Here is a 15482-nt window from a genome sequence, read left to right as displayed (position 1 = left end):
GTTGCCCCGCCCTCCCCTGCTGGAGTACTAGGACCCGTTGACCAGCAGTTCGCTCTCCGCCCCGGCGATCAGCACGGAACGCACGCCCGAGGTCAGCCGGTACCGGTACTCGTCACCGCGGATCACCTGCACCACGGAGTGATCGGCGAGCTGGGCCAGCATGTGGACGAAGTCGAGGCGCGCGTAGTGGTCGAGAGCGGCCAGCCCCTCGATGTCCGACAGCAGGAAGTCCCCGTCGAAGTGGGCCAGTCGGGCCAGGAACGACCGGAGCACGGGGTCGAGGAGCTGAAGGCTGCGCTCGACGCTCGTGACGACGTCCCGCTGGTGGGGCAGCAGCGACGCGTCGGCCGAGCGCAGGATCTTCAGCCGGCTGTCGTTGCTCCGCAGCAGGGCCAGCAGATCGTCGAGCCCGACCGAGCGCAGCCGCTCCGCCGCGAACTCCAGATACCGGGGGTTGCCGTCGAGCAGGGCGCACAGCTGCCTGACCGGTTCCAGGTCCATGCCGGCGGCCAAGCCGGGGAACCAGGCGCTCGCCCGGCGCAGGAACAGCTGGGCCGCCGCCGGAACACCGCCGTCCGAGGACTCCAGGGCGAGCGGTGTCACCTCCCACACACAGGCAGCGTTCAAGGGTAGCCGGAGTCTCGTGGTGATGATCAGACGGAGTTCGGGGTGGTCGGCCACTATCCGCTTGCCGAGCCGGGTCACCGACGCGGACACCAGCTCCGCGTCATCGAGGATCACCACCTGGGGCTGCCCTTGCGCGGACCGCGTCACCGCCCTGGTGAGCGCCGCGGAGATCCGGTCGAAACTCTCCTGGGGGGCGAACCGTTCGGGCGGCATCGTGCCGAGCCCGATGACTGACACGCCGTCTCCCGATGGGGTCGTGACGGCTTCCGCCAGCGCCAGGGCCAGCCGGGACTTGCCCACTCCGCCCGGTCCGACGAGCGTGACCAGACGCTGGGCCCGCAGCGCTTCGGTGAGGAACGCGACAGTCTCGTGGCGACCCACGATCGTGTCCCGTGGTGTGCTCATCTCCTGGCGGCGCGGGGCGGGTTCGCCTTCCGGAGCGGGCGCCAGCAGCGCTTTCTCCTCCGGCGCGAGCACCGACGAAAGCAGTCGCAGCGACGCGCGCCGCGGGTTGCTCACCTTTCCCGTCTCCAGGTTTCTGATCGTGCGCACGCTCAGGCCCGAGCGCTCCGACAGCTCTTCCTGCGTCCATCCGTGGCGCAGGCGGACTTTGACCAGTACTTCCCGCAGCAATGAGAGCCCCCCCGCTCCTCTGCATCTCAAGGCCCAGCGAGCCTATGCTTCGACCCACACTTGAGCAAGACCTTAATTGAACACGTAAGGAAACTGGTAAACAGTGAACTCCTCTGTAGCGCGCGGTGATTCTTGGGCTCCCGACGGGCCTCCCCAGGCTCTTGGGGGGACCCTTAGCTCAGCCCACCGTTGTCCCCGCACGCGCGGGGATGTCGTTGTGGTCCCAGTCCAAGACCGACCACGCTGTTGCCCGGAAGCCCGTGGACGGGTGCGCTGACCTGGGGCCGAGCCGATGCGGCACAGGGGCTACAGGGCGTCGATGATCGCCGCCGTGAAGGCGTCGAGGTCCCTGGGCCTGCGGGAGGTGATGAGGGGGTGCCCGCCGGAGGTGTCCACGACGACCTCGCGGTCCAGCCAGGTGGCGCCCGCGTTCTCCAGGTCGGAGCGGAGAGACGGGTACGACGTCAGCTCGCGTCCTCCGGCCAGCCCGCTGTCCACGAGGATCCAGGGTCCGTGACAGATGGCGGCGATCGGCCGGCCGGCCTCGGCAAAGGCCGAGAGCAGGCGGTGTACGTCCGCGTCGGTCCGCAGCCGGTCGGCGTTCACCGTGCCGCCGGGCACGATCACCGCGTCGAATCCGTCCGCCGTCGCCGCCGCCAGGGTCGTGTCCGGCGAGACCAGAGCGCCTGGTCTGCGGTCCGAGACAAGGGTCTGCACCGCCGCGTCCTTCTGGGCGGCGACCGTGACGCGGGCGCCGGCGGCGCGCAGGGCGGTGACCGGCTTCAGCAGCTCGTCCTGCTCCGTGCCGTAGTTCGTCGTGAGGACGAGTACGTTCCTTCCGTCGAGCGACACGCTGCGTCGCCTCCCTGCTCGGCGTCACCCTTACGGCGGTTGCCCCTTCCCCGGCGGATCATGCGCGCAAGGTGCCCGGAGAGAGCCGCGCACAGGACCGCTCCTTCGGCGGTTGGGGGATCGAGAAGCGGGCATGCGCCCGGGAGAGCCTCCGTCGCGATCCGAGCGAGGTAGAGGTGACGCGCGGCAGTGGCCCTCGCCCCCAGGCCCTGGAGATGACCCCCCATGCCACGCCCCACCCACCCTCACCCTTCCCCCACGGCGCACAGCTCCCCCGGCGAAGGCGGCGAGCCTGCCGCGCGGTCGTCCCTCGAACTGGTGGACCTGGCTCTCGTCTCCGACGAGCTGGGGACGTTCACGGTGCCCCTCGCCGGTCCGGATGCCGACGTGCCGCACGAGCTGCCGGAGGGCGCGGCGGTCAGCATCGCGCTCGCGTTCCGGCTGACGGCGGACATCGACGGCCTGGTCTTCGAGACCATCAGGACCAGGGGAGGCGAGGAACCCGCGGTCCGACGGGACGTGCTCGGGGGCTTCCGTTCCGGAGGTCCGTACGAGATCCGGCTGCCGCCGGAACGACTGCCGCAGGGCCGCGCGCACTGTGGCATGTACGAAGTGGCGGGCCGCTTCATCGACGCGGCGGGGCGCGAACACGCGCAGGCGAATCTCCGCTTCACGATCGTCCACCGGCTGCCCGGGGGAGCGGTCGACGCCCCCGGACGGGAGCCGGAGGACAAGCGGCGCGGGCGCGCCGGGCGGGTCGGGCGGGTCGGACGACGCGATTGAGTCCGGCGTCGCGGGGTACGCGCGGGGCGACCGCGAATCGTCCGCGAGACAGAGCAGGAGGCATGACCATGAGCATGGTGAAGCAGACGATCGACGTGGACGTTCCCCTGCGGAACGCCTACAACCAGTGGACGCAGTTCGAGGAGTTCCCGCGCTTCATGGAAGGCGTGGAGGATGTCACCCAGGTCGACGACCGGCACTGTCACTGGCAGACCAAGGTCGCGGGTGTCCGGCGCGAGTTCGACACGGAGATCGTCGACCAGCTGGCCGACGAGCGCATCTCGTGGCGTACCGTCGGCGGCGACGTCCAGCAGAAGGGCGTCGTCACCTTCCAGCGGCTCGACGAAAGCCACACCCGTGTGAGTCTGGCCATGGACATGGAGCCGGAGGGCATGGCCGAGAAGGCCGCCGACGCCCTCGGCATCCTGGACCGGCGGGTCAAGGGCGACCTCAGGCGCTTCAAGGGCTTCATCGAGGAGCACGGTCACGAGACCGGTGGCTGGCGCGGCCGCATCCAGCCCTCGGACGCCGCCGGCGGGCCGACGCCGAGCGAGCCGCCGGCCCGGGAGGCTCCCGGACCGATGGGCCCCGGCCCGACGGGCACGCCCCCGGGAACACACGAGGCATGGCCCATGCCGCCCGGCCCCAATGACCCCGGCATGCGCTGACACGCTCGCGGGTCGCGACCGCCCTCGGGGGGTGGCCGCGACCCGCGCGATGTCTGCGGAACAGCCACGACGCCAGGTCCCGACCGCGTCGCCCCAGACGGACAGACGGACAGACGGACAGACGGACAGACGGACAGACGGACGGGCGGACAGACGAACAGACGGACGCCACGAGCACCGTCACGCTCAGTCGATGGCGAGTTCGATCGCGTAGACGAGGAAGAACAGCGCGAACAGGATGGCCACCGACCAGATGATCAGCAGGGGGCCTTTCGCCCAGCCCCGCCGCAGCGGCCGGTGCGGGCCGGTGCCCGTGCTCGTACCCGACTCCCCCGGCGGTGTCCCGCCTGGTCGGGTTCCGTCCTCGGAGAGGTCACGCGGGTCCGGCTCCGGGTCCGGGTTGCTGGGTACGGTCATGACGCTCACCTCCCGGTGAGTCGCGGAAGGGCGAACGCGCCCGCGGTCGGACGTGGCGACAGCGAACCCGTAGCGCACCATGCCCCGCGACTAACCGCCATCGAGGTGTCCGAAACGGTGTCGGCGCACGGTTCCGTCCCACTGCCAGTCCGCGCGCCGGGGCAGGCCGGGGAGCGGGACGCGGCCCGTGCACCACAGCAGGGTGTCGGACGGGTCGTGTCCGGGCGGGGCGTCGGGGAAGAGGCGGCCGAGGACGGCGGCGCTGAGGTCGCCGGGCGGGGTCCAGGGCAGACCGAGCGCGCGGGTGATGTCGTACGTGTGGAGGGTCAGTTCGGCGATTCCCATGGCGGCGAAACCGGCGGCGTCGGAGTGGCCCCAGGGGTGCCAGGCGCGTACTTCGGGAGGCGTGTCGCGGACGGTCGACGTGAGGAGGGACGCGGCGATCCGCAGGCCGTCCAGGCAGGCGGGGACGGGGGCCTGGGGGTCGAGCGAGGCGAAGAGGGTGATGTAGCGGTCGGTGGGGCGGGCGATGAGCAGGCCGGTGTAGCCGGTCAGGCCGAGAGCGAGGTGGTCGAGGGTCTGGCGGCAGCTCCAGTCGAGGCCGTGGGCGGGGCGCGACCAGTCCTGGTCGGCTCCCTGGAGGAGAGCGGCCAGGCAGTCGTCGGTGGCGGCGGCCAGAAGGTCCGTCCAGGGCGCGGTGGCGGTGGGAGTGGGAGTGGGAGTCGTCGGGTCCGGCGCGGGATGAGCGGTGGCGGTCGGTGTCGCGGTCACTTGGCGTCCCCCAGCGTCCTCAGGACCTCGATCACGCTCGCGTAGCTGTCGGAGCCGTGGCCCGCCGCCTTGGCCCGTTCCATGGCGGACTTCAGGAGTTCGGGCAGGGCGTTGTCGAGGCCGCGGGCCGCCGCGGCGTGGAGGAGGTGGTCGATGGTCGCGATCTGCACGTCCAGGGTGGCGTCGTCGCCCGGGTAGCGGCCGGCGTCCACCTGGGGCGCGTACGTGGTCATGAAGCCGGCCACGGCGGTCAGCCAGCGGATCGCGACAGGGGTGAAGGCCGTGGCCGGTGTCTTCTCCGCGCCGACCAGCGCCGTGCCGTGCAGCCAGCCGGTCAGGGTAGACCACATCAGGCCGAGCAGGGCCGCGTCGTAGAGGGAGGCCAGGCCCGGGTCGGTGCCCAGGTACAGGGGGTCGCCCAGGGACTCCAAGGTCGGACGGTGGGCTGCGAAGGCGGCGTCGGAACCGCTGTAGAGGAACATCATCTCGGGGCTGCCGACCCCCGGCGGGGTGGTCATGATCGCGCCGTCGAGGTAGTCGGCGCCATGCGACCGGGCCCACGCGGCGGCCTCGGCGGCCTGCTCGGGGGAACCGGAGCTCAGGTTGACGAGGACCTTGCCCGCGAGGGAGCCGGCGACGGGGTCGAGGACGGTGTGCAGCGCCTCGTGGTCCAGGACGCAGGCGAGGATCAGAGGACTCGCCGCGACCGCCTCCTCGGGCGTCGCGGCGGGCCGGGCACCCCGGTCGACCACCGGCTGGGCCTTGTGCGCCGAGCGGTTCCATACGGTGGTCTCGTGGCCCCGCTCCAGAAGTACGGCGGCCAGCGCCGAGCCCATCGAGCCCAGCCCGATGACGGTCACTGCCGTCACTGCCGGATGATCAGAACGCATGCCACGACTCCCTGTTCGTCCGCCTGCGGCGGTCGGTCACGTACGACCAAGATCGCAGCGCGCGGTGGCAGGGGACAGTGACGCTGCTGACGGCGACCACCAAATTCCTGCCGTACCCTTCGAGGCATGAATCCTGGTTCCGTCGCCTTGGTCGTGACCGAGGACATCGGATTCCCCTCATGGGATCTGTACGAGTTGAGCATCCCCTGCACCGTCTTCGGGAAGCCGCAGCCCGACCTGGCCGACCCCTGGTACGACCTGCGGCTGTGCAGCACGGGGAGTACGGGGGAGAGCCGGCGTGACAACTCTCCGGCAGGGACCGGGACCGGGATGTCACTGAGGACCCGCTACGGGCTCGACGACCTCGTCGGCGCGGACACCGTCATCGTGCCCTCGGTGCCCGACGCCTGCGTCGACGAGGGAGAACCGCTCCCGCGGGAACTGATCAGGGCCCTGCGCGACGCCTACGACGCGGGCGCCCGCATGGTCTCCCTCTGCACCGGCGCCTTCGCGCTCGCCGAGGCGGGGCTGCTCGACGGGCGGCGCGCCACCGCCCATTGGATGCACACCGCCCAACTGGCCGAGCGCTACCCGAAGGTGGAAGTCGACGACTCGGTGCTGTACGTGGACGACGGCGACGTGCTCACCAGCGCCGGGCTGACGGCCGGACTCGACCTCTGCCTCCATCTGGTACGCCGCGACCTGGGCGCCCACATCGCCAATCAGCTGGCCCGTCGGATGGTGGTGCCCGCCCATCGGCCCGGCGGACAGGCGCAGTTCATCGACCTGTCCGTGCCCGCCACCGACGAGGGGAGCCTGGGACCCGTACTGGACTGGGCCCGTACACACCTGGACCGCCCCCTGACCGTCGAGGACCTGGCGCGGCGCGCGGCGATGAGCACGCGGACCCTCCACCGGCGACTCCAGGCGGCCACCGGCACGACCCCGCTCCAGTGGCTCCTCAACCAGCGACTGGCACGCGCGCAGAGCCTGCTGGAATCGACCGATCTGCCCATCGAGAAGATCGGGGAACTGAGCGGCCTCGGCACGGCGAACAACCTCCGCCACCACTTCCTCAAACAGGTCGGAGTATCCCCGAGCACCTACCGACGCGCCTTCCCCCGCACGATGCCCATATGAGGCTCGGGTTCAGTCAGCTCTGGCGAAGCCGCGCGACGACCAGTCGGGCGTACGGAAACGTCGCTTGTGGTCGACCGGATCCGGGCGCCTGACGGTGACGCCGAGGGACAGCAGGAGAGCGACGAACCCGTCCAGCTCCTCCTGCGCGGGCTCGATCAGCCTCCGCGGGGCTCACCCCCGCGGCTGACGTCACCTGCGCCACCGACGACACCTGCGCCGTCGAAGACGCCCGTGCCGGCGCGGGCACCGGCCGGGTCCGGAATGCGGGGGGCATGATCTGGCTGCTTCAGTAGGCCGAAAACGCGTTCACGACACGACTTCCCGCCTCCCCGTCCTCGTACGTGCGGGTCAGCCGAGAGGCAGGTCGAGGTGTGCCTCGGTGCCGGCGGTCGAGCCCAGGCGGACGGTGGCGAAGGACGGGTTCGCGTCGGAGTAGAGCGGGTCCTTGGCGTTGATCACGAGCATGATCTTGTGGTCGGCCGCGAGGTCGTAGGCGGCGGCCTGGAGGTCCCAGGAGACGTCGACGGCCTTGCCGGCCTCGGTGCCAGTCAGGGTGTAGGGCTCGTGGGTGATGATGCGGGCGGTGCCGTCGGGGGCGAGGTCGAACAGGTACGCCACCAGCGTGGCGCTGTCCCCGGCGGGCGTGAGGGTCAGGTGGAGGCGGGGGACGCCGCGCACGCGGCGGGCTCCGGCGGGGGAGGTCCAGGTGGCGAGGTAGGTGCGGTCGAACTTGCCCGTGGCGTAGGTCTTCGGGTTGCCCTTCCATTCCTGCTGCCCGGTCGTCAGCAGTTCGTCCACGGCCTTGGCCTCGGTGAGCTCGCCGGTGGTGAAGGACGTCGTCCACCCGGCCGCCGGGGCGCTGTCGAGCGTCCCGTCCTGACCGCCGCTCGCGCCGCCCAGGTACAGCCTCTCGGTGCGCTTGGTCGCCTCTCCCCAGCTCGCGAGGGGCTCGCGGACGGTGTGCTCGAACATCACCTGGCTGGTGACCCGCGACCAGCCGGGCACCTCGTTGGCGGCACCGAGGAGGTGGTGGTCGAGCCAGGCGAGGGCCTCGTCGACGGGGACGTTCGGGCCGGGGACCGTCAGCCCCGCGCCCTCGGGAGCGGCGTGGTCGCCGATCCACAGGTTCAGGTGCTTCGGGACGGTCAGCGCCTCGAACGTCGCCAGGGCGCCGTTGACCGGGAACAGCGTCTCGTGCCAGGTGTTGGAGTAGAACGTCGGGATGTTGCGGGCGTTGGTCTGGTCGATGTACGAGCGCGGCGAACGCTCCTGCGCCCAGGCGCGTACGTCCTCCAGGTTCACGCCGGCGCGGAACTCCTTCAGCAGTTGCCGGGTGGCCTCGTCGAACTTTCGGGCCTCGGGCCCGCCGGTGAACGCCGACAGCGCGTCGACGGCGGCCAGGTGCCGGGTGCCGTTTCCGAGCAGCGCCGCCTCCAGGTCGCCCCACGTGCTGAGCGCCACCACGGCCTCGACCCGCCCCGCCGGGTCGTGGGCGGCGACCAGCTGACTGATGCCCGACCCGTAGGACTCGCCGAGGAACGCGATCTTGCTGGGGTCGAAGTGCTGCTGGGCGTAGTCGATCACCGTGACGCCGTCGGCCCAGTCGAGGGGGCCGGCCACGTCCACGGTCCCGCCGGAGGTGAACGGGGCGTCGATGAACCCGCCACCGGGAATCGGCAAGGTCTGGCCGATGCCGCGCGGGGTGTAGGCGAGGACGTGGTAGCCGCGCAGCGCGAGACGGAGGTACAGGTACTCGAACAGCACCCAGCCGAACGGCGTCCACCCGGCCGGCACGATGACCACCGGCCGCCGCTCGTCGCCGTTGAGCTTGATGGTGTGCGCGGAGAGCCTGACCCCGTCGTCCGCGGTGATCTTCGGGAAGCCGATCCGGGCGGCCCCCTGCACGCGGGTGACCAGCTCCTGCAACTCCGCCGTCAGCACCTGCCGCTCGGTGGAGCCCGACAGCGCGGCGACCAGCGCCTCGCCCACACCGGAGGCGGCGGGCGACACCGACGTGCCCGAGGCCCAGAGGCCGGAGTTCTCGACCTGCGCCAGCTGCTGGGCGGTGACCGGGGTGACGTCGCCGTCCTGGGGAGTACTCATTCAGAGGGTGCCTTTCACAGTGACAGAGAGGATGCGCCCTCTCATGATCACTTCGGCCCCCTTCGCATACGTGATGTCGTGTGACGGGTTCACCGGAAAGGGGGACCCCGCCCCCAAACACTTGACTCCGTCACTCAAGTCAGTGGCAGGGCAGGGGCGTTGGCCACGTCCGTCAGTCGCTGTCGCTGCGGCACCCGGCGGCACCCGGCGGCAGGCGTACGTGGACAGACGCGTATTCCCCTACGGCCGTGGCCGTCCGGCCACGGCCGCCCGGATCCTCGGCCTGGCGGCCGGGGTCACCAGTAGTGCCGGCGCCCACCGACCTTGTGGCCGACCGCGCCCAGTATCCAGAGGATGGCGCCGATGACCACGAGGATGATGCCGATGGTCCAGAGAATGTTGATGCTGGCGACGAATCCGATGACGAGCAAGATGATGCCGAGGACGATCATGGTGTCCTCCGGTTCTACTGAACGTTTCCATTTCAGGGTAGGCGCCCCTTCGACTCGCGGCCTCCGGGAACGGAGTTCGGCCGGCACCAGCGCGAAGAGGACCCGCGAAGAGGACGCGCGAAGAGGACGCAAGGGCACCGGCGTACGCTCGGAGGAGGCGGCCTCGAAGGGGATGGTGCGTATGTGCCGCTGGCTGGCGTACTCGGGTTCGCCGTTGCTGCTCGACACCGTGCTCTACCGCCCTGAGCACTCACTGATCAACCAGAGTCTGCACGCGAGGATGGGCGTCGAGTCGACCAACGGCGACGGTTTCGGCGTCGGCTGGTACAGCCAGGACGGCGACGGGACGCCCGCGGTCTTCCGCGACATCGGGCCCGCCTGGAACGACCGCAACCTGCGCGAGCTCGCCGCGCACGTCCGCTCCAGTCTGTTCTTCGCGCACGTCCGCGCCTCCACCGGCTCCGCGATCCAGCAGACGAACTGCCACCCGTTCCGCCACGGGCGCTGGCTGTGGATGCACAACGGGGCCATCGCGGACTTCCCCCGGCTCCAGCGGGACCTCTGCATGGCCGTCGACCCGGCGCTCTTCCCCTCCATCGAAGGCTCGACGGACTCCGAGGTCATGTTCTACCTGGCCGTGACCTTCGGCCTCGACCAGGACGTCCCCGGCGCGGTGGCCCGTACGGCGGGCCTGGTCGAGCGGCTCGGCAAGGAGCACGGCGTACCGCACCCCCTCCAGATGACGGTGGCCGTGAGCGACGGAGAGCGCGTGTGGGCCTTCCGCTACTCCAGCGAGGGACGATCCCGCTCGCTCTTCTACAGCAGCAGGGCCGAGACCGTCCGGCGCCTCCACCCCGAGCTGGACTACCTCAGGGAGATCTCCGACGAGACCCGCATCGTGGTCTCCGAGCCCCTCGGCAACCTGCCCGGCGTGTGGAACGAACTGCCCGAGGCCAGCTACGCGACGATCCCCTCCGGCCCGGAAACGGACTACCTTCCGTTCTCCCCGGCCTTCGGGTGACGGGCCGCCCTTCACGGGGTGGCCGCCTTTCACGGGGCGAGGGCCCTGACGGGCCGCCTCTCACGGGGCGAGGGTCCTGCGGGCCAGGTCGCTCACCACGTCGCTCACGTGTCCCCGCCGTTCGTACGCGGCGCGCTGCCGGGCGGCGCCGCCGCCGGAGGTCCGTACCCGGTCGAGCAGCTCTTCCGTGAGGACGAGGTCCCCGGCCGCCGCCAAGCCGGGCGCCGCCCGCGCCAGGAGCAGCTCCACCAGGGTCCAGGCCGGTACAGACTCCCCGCGTACGCAGTCGAGCCCGTCGCCCGCCAGTCCCTGCCGTGCGGCCATCCGGTGCGCGGCGCGCAGGCGCGGATCGGAGACGGGACGAGGCGGCCGCCCTTCGGCGATCTCGGGCAACAGCGCGCCGGCCAGGCCCCGTACCAGAGCGGTGAGGAGCACCACCACGTCGAGATCGGCGTTCACGTCACAGACGCGGATCTCCAGCGTCGGTACGTGCTCGGAGGGGCGCGCGTACCAGTAGATCATCCGGCGGTCCAGGAGGGCGCCGGACCGCACCAGGTGCGTGGCGAGCCGCTCGTATCCGGTGCCGTCGAGGACGGGGGCGGGCCCGACGCCGGGCCAGCGCGCGTGCTCCACGGCCCGGCGGCTGGCCCAGCCGGTGTCGCGGCCCAGGGCGAAGGGCGAGTTGGCGGCGAGCGCCTGCAAGGTCGGCAGCCAGGGGCGCATGTGGTGCGCCAGCGCGAGGGCCTGGTCACGGCAGGTCACCCCGACGTGGATGTGGCAGCCGCACACCATCCCCTCGTACGAACCCACCAGCGAGGGCCACCGGGCCGCCATCCGCCCGTACCGCTCACCCGGGGTCACGGCCGGCGGGCGCTCCGGAGGGATCGCCGGAGTGCCGGTGGCGACCAGCAGGCACCCCTCCGCGGCGGCGGCCTCCGCCATGACACGCCGCGTCGAGGCCAGCTCCGCCTTCACGTCCGGGAGCTCGACCGCGGGTCGCGTACACGCCTCGACCTGGGCGTCGAAGAACTCCGGCTGCGCCCGTCCGCCCAAGACCGCGTGCGCGGCCGCCACGACGAGCGGACCGCGGGGCACGGGCCTTCCCGTGCGCGGATCCACGAGCAGGAACTCCTCCTCCACCCCCACCGTCAGCTTCCGCCGGCACGATCGGGGGTCTGCGCGTCCGCCATCGACGGCACCGCTCGGGATGATCACCTCGGGGGACATGGACGGTCCCTTCGTCCGACGGGACGGGCAGGGCAGCGGGAGAGCCGAAACCGGCCCACGGCCCACGGCCTCTTGCCCACGGCTCACGGCACGGCACACAGCACACGGCTCACCCGTCACCTCACGACTACCCCATGGCCATCCGAGCCACACCAGGGCGAAAGTGAGACCGAAAGTGAGAGACGGATGCGGCGAGGGGGTACGTGGTGGGCCATGAACGCCACCGAAACCACACCCCTGCGCGCCGTAGCGCTGGTCTGTACGCTGTCCCCCTCCCCGACCCCGTCCAGTTCCCAGCTCCTGGCCGAGCAGACCCTGGCCGCCCTGGGTGAGCACGGCGTGACCGGCACGCTCATCCGGGTCGCCGACCACGACGTGCGCCCCGGCGTGCAGACCGACATGGGCGACGGGGACGCCTGGCCCGAGATCAGGGGGACCATCCTCGGCTGCGACATCCTGGTCCTGGCGACCCCGATCTGGCTCGGCCATCCGTCGAGCATCGCCCAACGCGTGCTGGAACGGCTGGACGCGGAACTCTCCGAGACCGACGAGGAAGGGCGGATGCTGACCTACGGCAAGGTCGCCGCCGTCTGCGTCGTCGGCAACGAGGACGGAGCCCACAAGGTGAGCGCCGACCTCTTCCAGGGGCTCAACGACGTCGGCTTCTCCCTCGCCCCGAACGCCGTCACCTACTGGGTCGGTGAGGCGATGCAGAGGACGGACTACCAGGACCTCGACACGCCCCCGAAGGCCACCGCGGCCACGACCGCGACCCTCGCGGCCAACACCGCCCACCTCGCCCGCCGCCTCAAGCCGGCACCGTACCCCGCCTCGTCCTGAGCGCGGGCGAGGCCGACGCACGGGTGACGCGGCGGACGTACCTGCCGGGACACCACATGCCCGACCTGCGAGGACGCGGGTGCACGGGTGTAATGGAAGGCGCTCCGACCGCGTCGCCCCACGCACCTCGAACAAGATCACGTATATCGAACAGGTTCGCGCACCTCTAACAGGGAAGGTCCGTCATGAACCACCCCGGCAGCCCCGAGGAGCGCACCTCCCGTGCCGGCAGCGGGGACCACGCCGGAGCGGAGCCCCGCGACCCGGTGGAGGAGGTCCGCGCGCTGCTCCGCGCCGCCGCCGCGGCGGCCGGATCCGCCATGGTGGACCAGGTGGGCGAGGAGGCCCTCGAATCGGCGGCGCGCTCGGAGCCGTACCAGCCCCGTGTCGTCCCCGACTGGGCGGTGCCGCTGGTGGAGGCCCACTCGGTGCCGACGCTCGTCTTCGCGCCGGTGCGGGACGAGGCGGGCCGCGTGGTCGACTTCGTCGACGTGGCCGCGAACGACGCGGCCCGGCGCTACTCGCCACAGTTGCCCAACCTCCCCGACGGACACCTCCTGAGCGTCGTCCAGCCGCAGACGCGGGCGTCGGGCGTCATCGACCTCATGCGGCGGGCGGTGGAGACGGGCAGGCCGCTGCCCCCGCAGAACGCGACGGCCCTGCTGCTCGTCCACGGCCGGCTGCGCCGCGTCACCGCGTGGACCACGGTCACACCCCACCGGGGCCATGTCGTGGTCGTCTTCGACCCCGACGTCTCCCGCCAGGAGCGCGTCCTGCGCCGCCTTGAGGACAGCGGGCTCGGCGGATGGGCAGAATGGGACCTGGCGGCGGGTTCCACGGACTGGTCGGACGGCCTGTACCGGATGTTCGACCGCCCCACGGACTCGCCCCTGCCCCTCGGCGACCTCGCGTCGCTTGTGGTCCCGGAGGACGTCCCGCTGCTGCGCTCGGCCCTGGGGTCGCTGCTCGGCGAGGGGACGGCCAGCGACGTCGATGTGCGCGTACGGCTCCCCGCGGGGGAACGCGTACTGCGGTTCGTCCTGTCCGGCATCCGGGAGGGCGAGCGGGAAGGGACCATCTGGGGCGTACGGAGCTACGTCCGTGACGTCACCCAGGTCCATCAGGTCCGCTCACGGCTCGACGCCGCGCTCCGCGAGGCGGAGCGGCGCCGCGCCGAGGCCCGTGCCGAGGCCCGGGTCACCGCACGCCTGCGCGAGGCGCTCCTTCCCGGTCACCCGGCCGGCACCTGCCAGTCCGCCGCGTCGTCCGACGGCATGCTGTCGGCCCTGGCCTACCGGCCGGCCGAGAACACGGCGGACATCGGCGGTGACTGGTACAACGTGGTACCACTGCCCGACCGCCGCATCCTGTTCGCGCTCGGCGACGCCTCGGGGCACGGCCTCGACGCCGTCGCCCGCATGGCCTCCCTCCGCAGCGGCCTGGCGGGCCTCGCGTTCACCGAACAGCGCGTGGACGTCCTGGCCGGCTGGCTCAACCACATGGCCTCCGAGACCCAGCCGGAGGACACCGCGAGCGCCGTCATCTGCCGCTACCACGCCGGCCTGCGCCTGCTGCGCTGGGTCAGCGCCGGCCACCCGGTCCCGGTCCTCGTCCGCGACGGGCGTGCCCGCCGCCTCCCCGCCCCGCCGGGCCTCCTCCTCGGCGTCCTGCCCCGCACGACCTACGAGGCCGCCGAACTCCCGCTCCGACAGGGCGACACGATCCTGCTCTACACCGACGGCCTCATCGAGCGCCGCGACCGGGACCTGGACGCCGGTGTCGACGAACTCCTCAGAGCCGCGGAGGCCGCGGCCCACCTCCCGGTCCAGCAGCTGGTGGACACGGTCACCGACAGCCTCCTGCCGCCGCTGCCGGAGGACGACGCGAGCCTGCTGGTCATGCGGTACGTGGGTGAGGACTGACGCCCGGCGAGGGGGGCACGGGGTGCCCCGGCGGCGGTCGCGAGGTGCCCCCGGCGGTGGTCACCGTGCCCGGGGTGCGTCATCGCGGCGCGGTACGGCTCCCGCCCCGCAGGCCGTCGAGGAACGTCAGGGCCGCGAGCAGGCTGCCGCTGGCCGCGGGGCGGATGCCGTAGCGGCGCATCGTGGCGTCCAGGTCCTCCAGGAGCCGTCGCCCCTCCTCTTCGTGGGAGCCGCCGGCGGTCAGGATGGCCCGGGCGTCCCGCTGGATCATGCGCAGCCCCAGCGGACCGGTGCCGCGCAGCACCTCGCCGTCGTCGACGTGGGCGATCAGCGTGAGCAGCGCGTCGAGCCGCGCGGTGGTCTCGTCGAGCCCGCCCCCGCTGACGTCCCGCGGTGAGTGTGGGCAGGGCGAGCTCCGGCAGCAGCATCAGCGCCTCCGTGGGCGTGGCCTGCCCTGCCCGGGCGCCTTCCCCTTCCCGGGCGCCTTCCCCTTCCCGGGCGCCTTCCCCTGCCCCGCCGCCCCCGCCCCCGCCCCCGCCCCTGTCTTCGGCACCGGCACCGGCCCCGGGCGTTGTGGCGCGGCCGAGAGCGACGGCCCGTTCGCACACGGCGCCGATCGTGGCCGCCCCGGCCGAGCACGCCGCGATCAGCAGGCACAGAGTCCGTACGGCCTCGGCCAACCCCTGGTCCCGCAGACTCCGAGGCACTCTGTCCTCGCCCCGTCGGCACAGCGGCCCGAGCCGTTCCGGGTCGGTCCCGACGAGTGCGGCGTCGCGGAAGAGGTCGCGCAGCCCCACGGCGGTGTCGATGAGCGGCTGGAAGACGGTGTTCCGGGGCGCGTCGGCCTGGTGGCAGTCGACCAAGCCGGGTTTGGGCGTCAGAAAGATCTCCGATGTCAACGCGGCGACGGCGAGGTCACCGAGCTCCTCGGCTTGCGTGCCCGCCCTGTCCTGGAACTCCGGGGCGGGTGTGGTGGGACGAGTCGGTGCGGTAGGACGCGTCGGTGTGGTGGGAAGAGTCGGTGTGGTGTGCGGCATGAAGAGCCTCCTGCTTGTCGACGGGACACCGACGTGCTGCCCGAGCGACCCGCCACGAACCTGGGCCCAAAGTCCCCCACCACCATGCCCATGGTCCAT

Annotated in this window: 14 protein-coding genes and 3 pseudogenes; 6 read left to right on the top strand and 11 right to left on the bottom strand. The window is 71.9% G+C overall.

Annotation, left to right across the window (positions count from 1 at the left end; translation table 11 throughout):
- Nucleotides 1-27: 27 nt before the first annotated feature.
- Together ACFXMG_RS32855 and ACFXMG_RS32850 are read right to left on the bottom strand one after the other, a co-directional pair.
- Nucleotides 28-1260 carry a helix-turn-helix domain-containing protein gene (locus ACFXMG_RS32855; RefSeq protein WP_383827243.1) on the bottom strand — a complete coding sequence of 411 codons (1233 nt, stop codon included), beginning with the start codon at nt 1258-1260 and terminating at the stop codon, nt 28-30.
- Nucleotides 1261-1566: 306 nt separating this feature from the next.
- On the bottom strand, nt 1567-2112 hold the full coding sequence (locus ACFXMG_RS32850; RefSeq protein WP_383827241.1) for a type 1 glutamine amidotransferase domain-containing protein: 546 nt from the start codon (nt 2110-2112) through the stop codon (nt 1567-1569).
- Between the two features lie 225 nt (nt 2113-2337).
- Here ACFXMG_RS32850 and ACFXMG_RS32845 point away from each other — a divergent pair, with 225 nt between their 5' ends.
- Both ACFXMG_RS32845 and ACFXMG_RS32840 read left to right on the top strand, forming a co-directional pair.
- Nucleotides 2338-2895: a hypothetical protein gene (locus tag ACFXMG_RS32845; protein WP_383827238.1), complete on the top strand. Its 558-nt coding sequence runs from the start codon at nt 2338-2340 to the stop codon at nt 2893-2895.
- 68 nt (nt 2896-2963) lie between these two features.
- A pseudogene (locus tag ACFXMG_RS32840) lies at nt 2964-3431 on the top strand (SRPBCC family protein); the annotation flags it as partial.
- Nucleotides 3432-3749: 318 nt separating this feature from the next.
- On the opposite strand, the gene ACFXMG_RS32835 reads toward ACFXMG_RS32840, so the two are convergent.
- From ACFXMG_RS32835 to ACFXMG_RS32825, 3 genes are all read right to left on the bottom strand, one after another.
- The gene (locus tag ACFXMG_RS32835; RefSeq protein WP_383827235.1) at nt 3750-3980 is read right to left on the bottom strand and encodes a DUF6480 family protein; all 231 of its coding nucleotides are present in this window, start codon (nt 3978-3980) and stop codon (nt 3750-3752) included.
- Nucleotides 3981-4070: 90 nt separating this feature from the next.
- Nucleotides 4071-4751: a maleylpyruvate isomerase N-terminal domain-containing protein gene (locus ACFXMG_RS32830; RefSeq protein ID WP_383827233.1), complete on the bottom strand. Its 681-nt coding sequence runs from the start codon at nt 4749-4751 to the stop codon at nt 4071-4073.
- Nucleotides 4748-5641 (bottom strand): NAD(P)-dependent oxidoreductase, encoded by an 894-nt coding sequence (locus ACFXMG_RS32825; protein ID WP_383827230.1) that lies wholly within the window; start codon nt 5639-5641, stop codon nt 4748-4750. The genes ACFXMG_RS32830 and ACFXMG_RS32825 overlap by 4 nt, the downstream gene beginning before the upstream one ends.
- Before the next feature lie 126 nt (nt 5642-5767).
- On the opposite strand from ACFXMG_RS32825, the gene ACFXMG_RS32820 reads away from it, so the two are divergent.
- Complete coding sequence (locus ACFXMG_RS32820; RefSeq protein WP_383827227.1) at nt 5768-6781, top strand: GlxA family transcriptional regulator; 1014 nt, start codon at nt 5768-5770, stop codon at nt 6779-6781.
- A 24-nt stretch (nt 6782-6805) separates the two neighbouring features.
- Here the strand turns inward: ACFXMG_RS32820 and ACFXMG_RS32815 are convergent.
- The 3 genes and pseudogenes from ACFXMG_RS32815 to ACFXMG_RS32805 all read right to left on the bottom strand — a co-directional run.
- Nucleotides 6806-6949: pseudogene (locus ACFXMG_RS32815) on the bottom strand (amidinotransferase); the annotation flags it as partial.
- Between the two features lie 180 nt (nt 6950-7129).
- Nucleotides 7130-8884, bottom strand: a complete 1755-nt coding sequence (locus ACFXMG_RS32810; protein ID WP_383827224.1) for a CocE/NonD family hydrolase — start codon at nt 8882-8884, stop codon at nt 7130-7132.
- Between the two features lie 296 nt (nt 8885-9180).
- On the bottom strand, nt 9181-9336 hold the full coding sequence (locus tag ACFXMG_RS32805) for a DUF6131 family protein (protein ID WP_383830193.1): 156 nt from the start codon (nt 9334-9336) through the stop codon (nt 9181-9183).
- 181 nt (nt 9337-9517) lie between these two features.
- Between ACFXMG_RS32805 and ACFXMG_RS32800 the strand changes: the two genes are divergently transcribed.
- Nucleotides 9518-10357 carry a class II glutamine amidotransferase gene (locus tag ACFXMG_RS32800; RefSeq protein ID WP_383830196.1) on the top strand — a complete coding sequence of 280 codons (840 nt, stop codon included), beginning with the start codon at nt 9518-9520 and terminating at the stop codon, nt 10355-10357.
- A 60-nt stretch (nt 10358-10417) separates the two neighbouring features.
- Here the strand turns inward: ACFXMG_RS32800 and ACFXMG_RS32795 are convergent, their stop codons facing one another.
- Nucleotides 10418-11584 carry a glutamate--cysteine ligase gene (locus tag ACFXMG_RS32795; RefSeq protein ID WP_383830199.1) on the bottom strand — a complete coding sequence of 389 codons (1167 nt, stop codon included), beginning with the start codon at nt 11582-11584 and terminating at the stop codon, nt 10418-10420.
- A 213-nt stretch (nt 11585-11797) separates the two neighbouring features.
- Here ACFXMG_RS32795 and ACFXMG_RS32790 point away from each other — a divergent pair, with 213 nt between their 5' ends.
- Entirely contained in the window at nt 11798-12424 is a 627-nt protein-coding gene (locus ACFXMG_RS32790) for a flavodoxin family protein (protein WP_383830202.1), read from the top strand.
- Between the two features lie 185 nt (nt 12425-12609).
- Entirely contained in the window at nt 12610-14346 is a 1737-nt protein-coding gene (locus tag ACFXMG_RS32785; RefSeq protein WP_383830205.1) for a PP2C family protein-serine/threonine phosphatase, read from the top strand.
- 79 nt (nt 14347-14425) lie between these two features.
- Here the strand turns inward: ACFXMG_RS32785 and ACFXMG_RS32780 are convergent, their stop codons facing one another.
- Nucleotides 14426-14674: a triphosphoribosyl-dephospho-CoA synthase gene (locus ACFXMG_RS32780; protein ID WP_384119760.1), complete on the bottom strand. Its 249-nt coding sequence runs from the start codon at nt 14672-14674 to the stop codon at nt 14426-14428.
- 301 nt (nt 14675-14975) lie between these two features.
- Nucleotides 14976-15383, bottom strand: a pseudogene (locus tag ACFXMG_RS32775) (triphosphoribosyl-dephospho-CoA synthase); the annotation flags it as partial.
- Between the last annotated feature and the right edge of the window lie 99 nt (nt 15384-15482).

The sequence above is a fragment of the Streptomyces sp. NPDC059201 genome (genome assembly GCF_042754585.1).
Taxonomy (GTDB): domain Bacteria; phylum Actinomycetota; class Actinomycetes; order Streptomycetales; family Streptomycetaceae; genus Streptomyces.
This window is presented reverse-complemented; position numbering and strand designations above follow the sequence as displayed.

Bases quoted from the DNA above. Each gene is read 5' to 3' on its own strand.
- ACFXMG_RS32845 (WP_383827238.1), top strand. From the start codon at position 2,338: ATGCCACGCCCCACCCACCCTCACCCTTCCCCCACGGCGCACAGCTCC.
- ACFXMG_RS32835 (WP_383827235.1), bottom strand. From the start codon at position 3,980: ATGACCGTACCCAGCAACCCGGACCCGGAGCCGGACCCGCGTGACCTC.
- ACFXMG_RS32790 (WP_383830202.1), top strand. From the start codon at position 11,798: ATGAACGCCACCGAAACCACACCCCTGCGCGCCGTAGCGCTGGTCTGT.
- ACFXMG_RS32810 (WP_383827224.1), bottom strand. From the start codon at position 8,884: ATGAGTACTCCCCAGGACGGCGACGTCACCCCGGTCACCGCCCAGCAG.
- ACFXMG_RS32785 (WP_383830205.1), top strand. From the start codon at position 12,610: ATGAACCACCCCGGCAGCCCCGAGGAGCGCACCTCCCGTGCCGGCAGC.
- ACFXMG_RS32805 (WP_383830193.1), bottom strand. From the start codon at position 9,336: ATGATCGTCCTCGGCATCATCTTGCTCGTCATCGGATTCGTCGCCAGC.
- ACFXMG_RS32795 (WP_383830199.1), bottom strand. From the start codon at position 11,584: ATGTCCCCCGAGGTGATCATCCCGAGCGGTGCCGTCGATGGCGGACGC.
- ACFXMG_RS32825 (WP_383827230.1), bottom strand. From the start codon at position 5,641: ATGCGTTCTGATCATCCGGCAGTGACGGCAGTGACCGTCATCGGGCTG.
- ACFXMG_RS32800 (WP_383830196.1), top strand. From the start codon at position 9,518: ATGTGCCGCTGGCTGGCGTACTCGGGTTCGCCGTTGCTGCTCGACACC.
- ACFXMG_RS32820 (WP_383827227.1), top strand. From the start codon at position 5,768: ATGAATCCTGGTTCCGTCGCCTTGGTCGTGACCGAGGACATCGGATTC.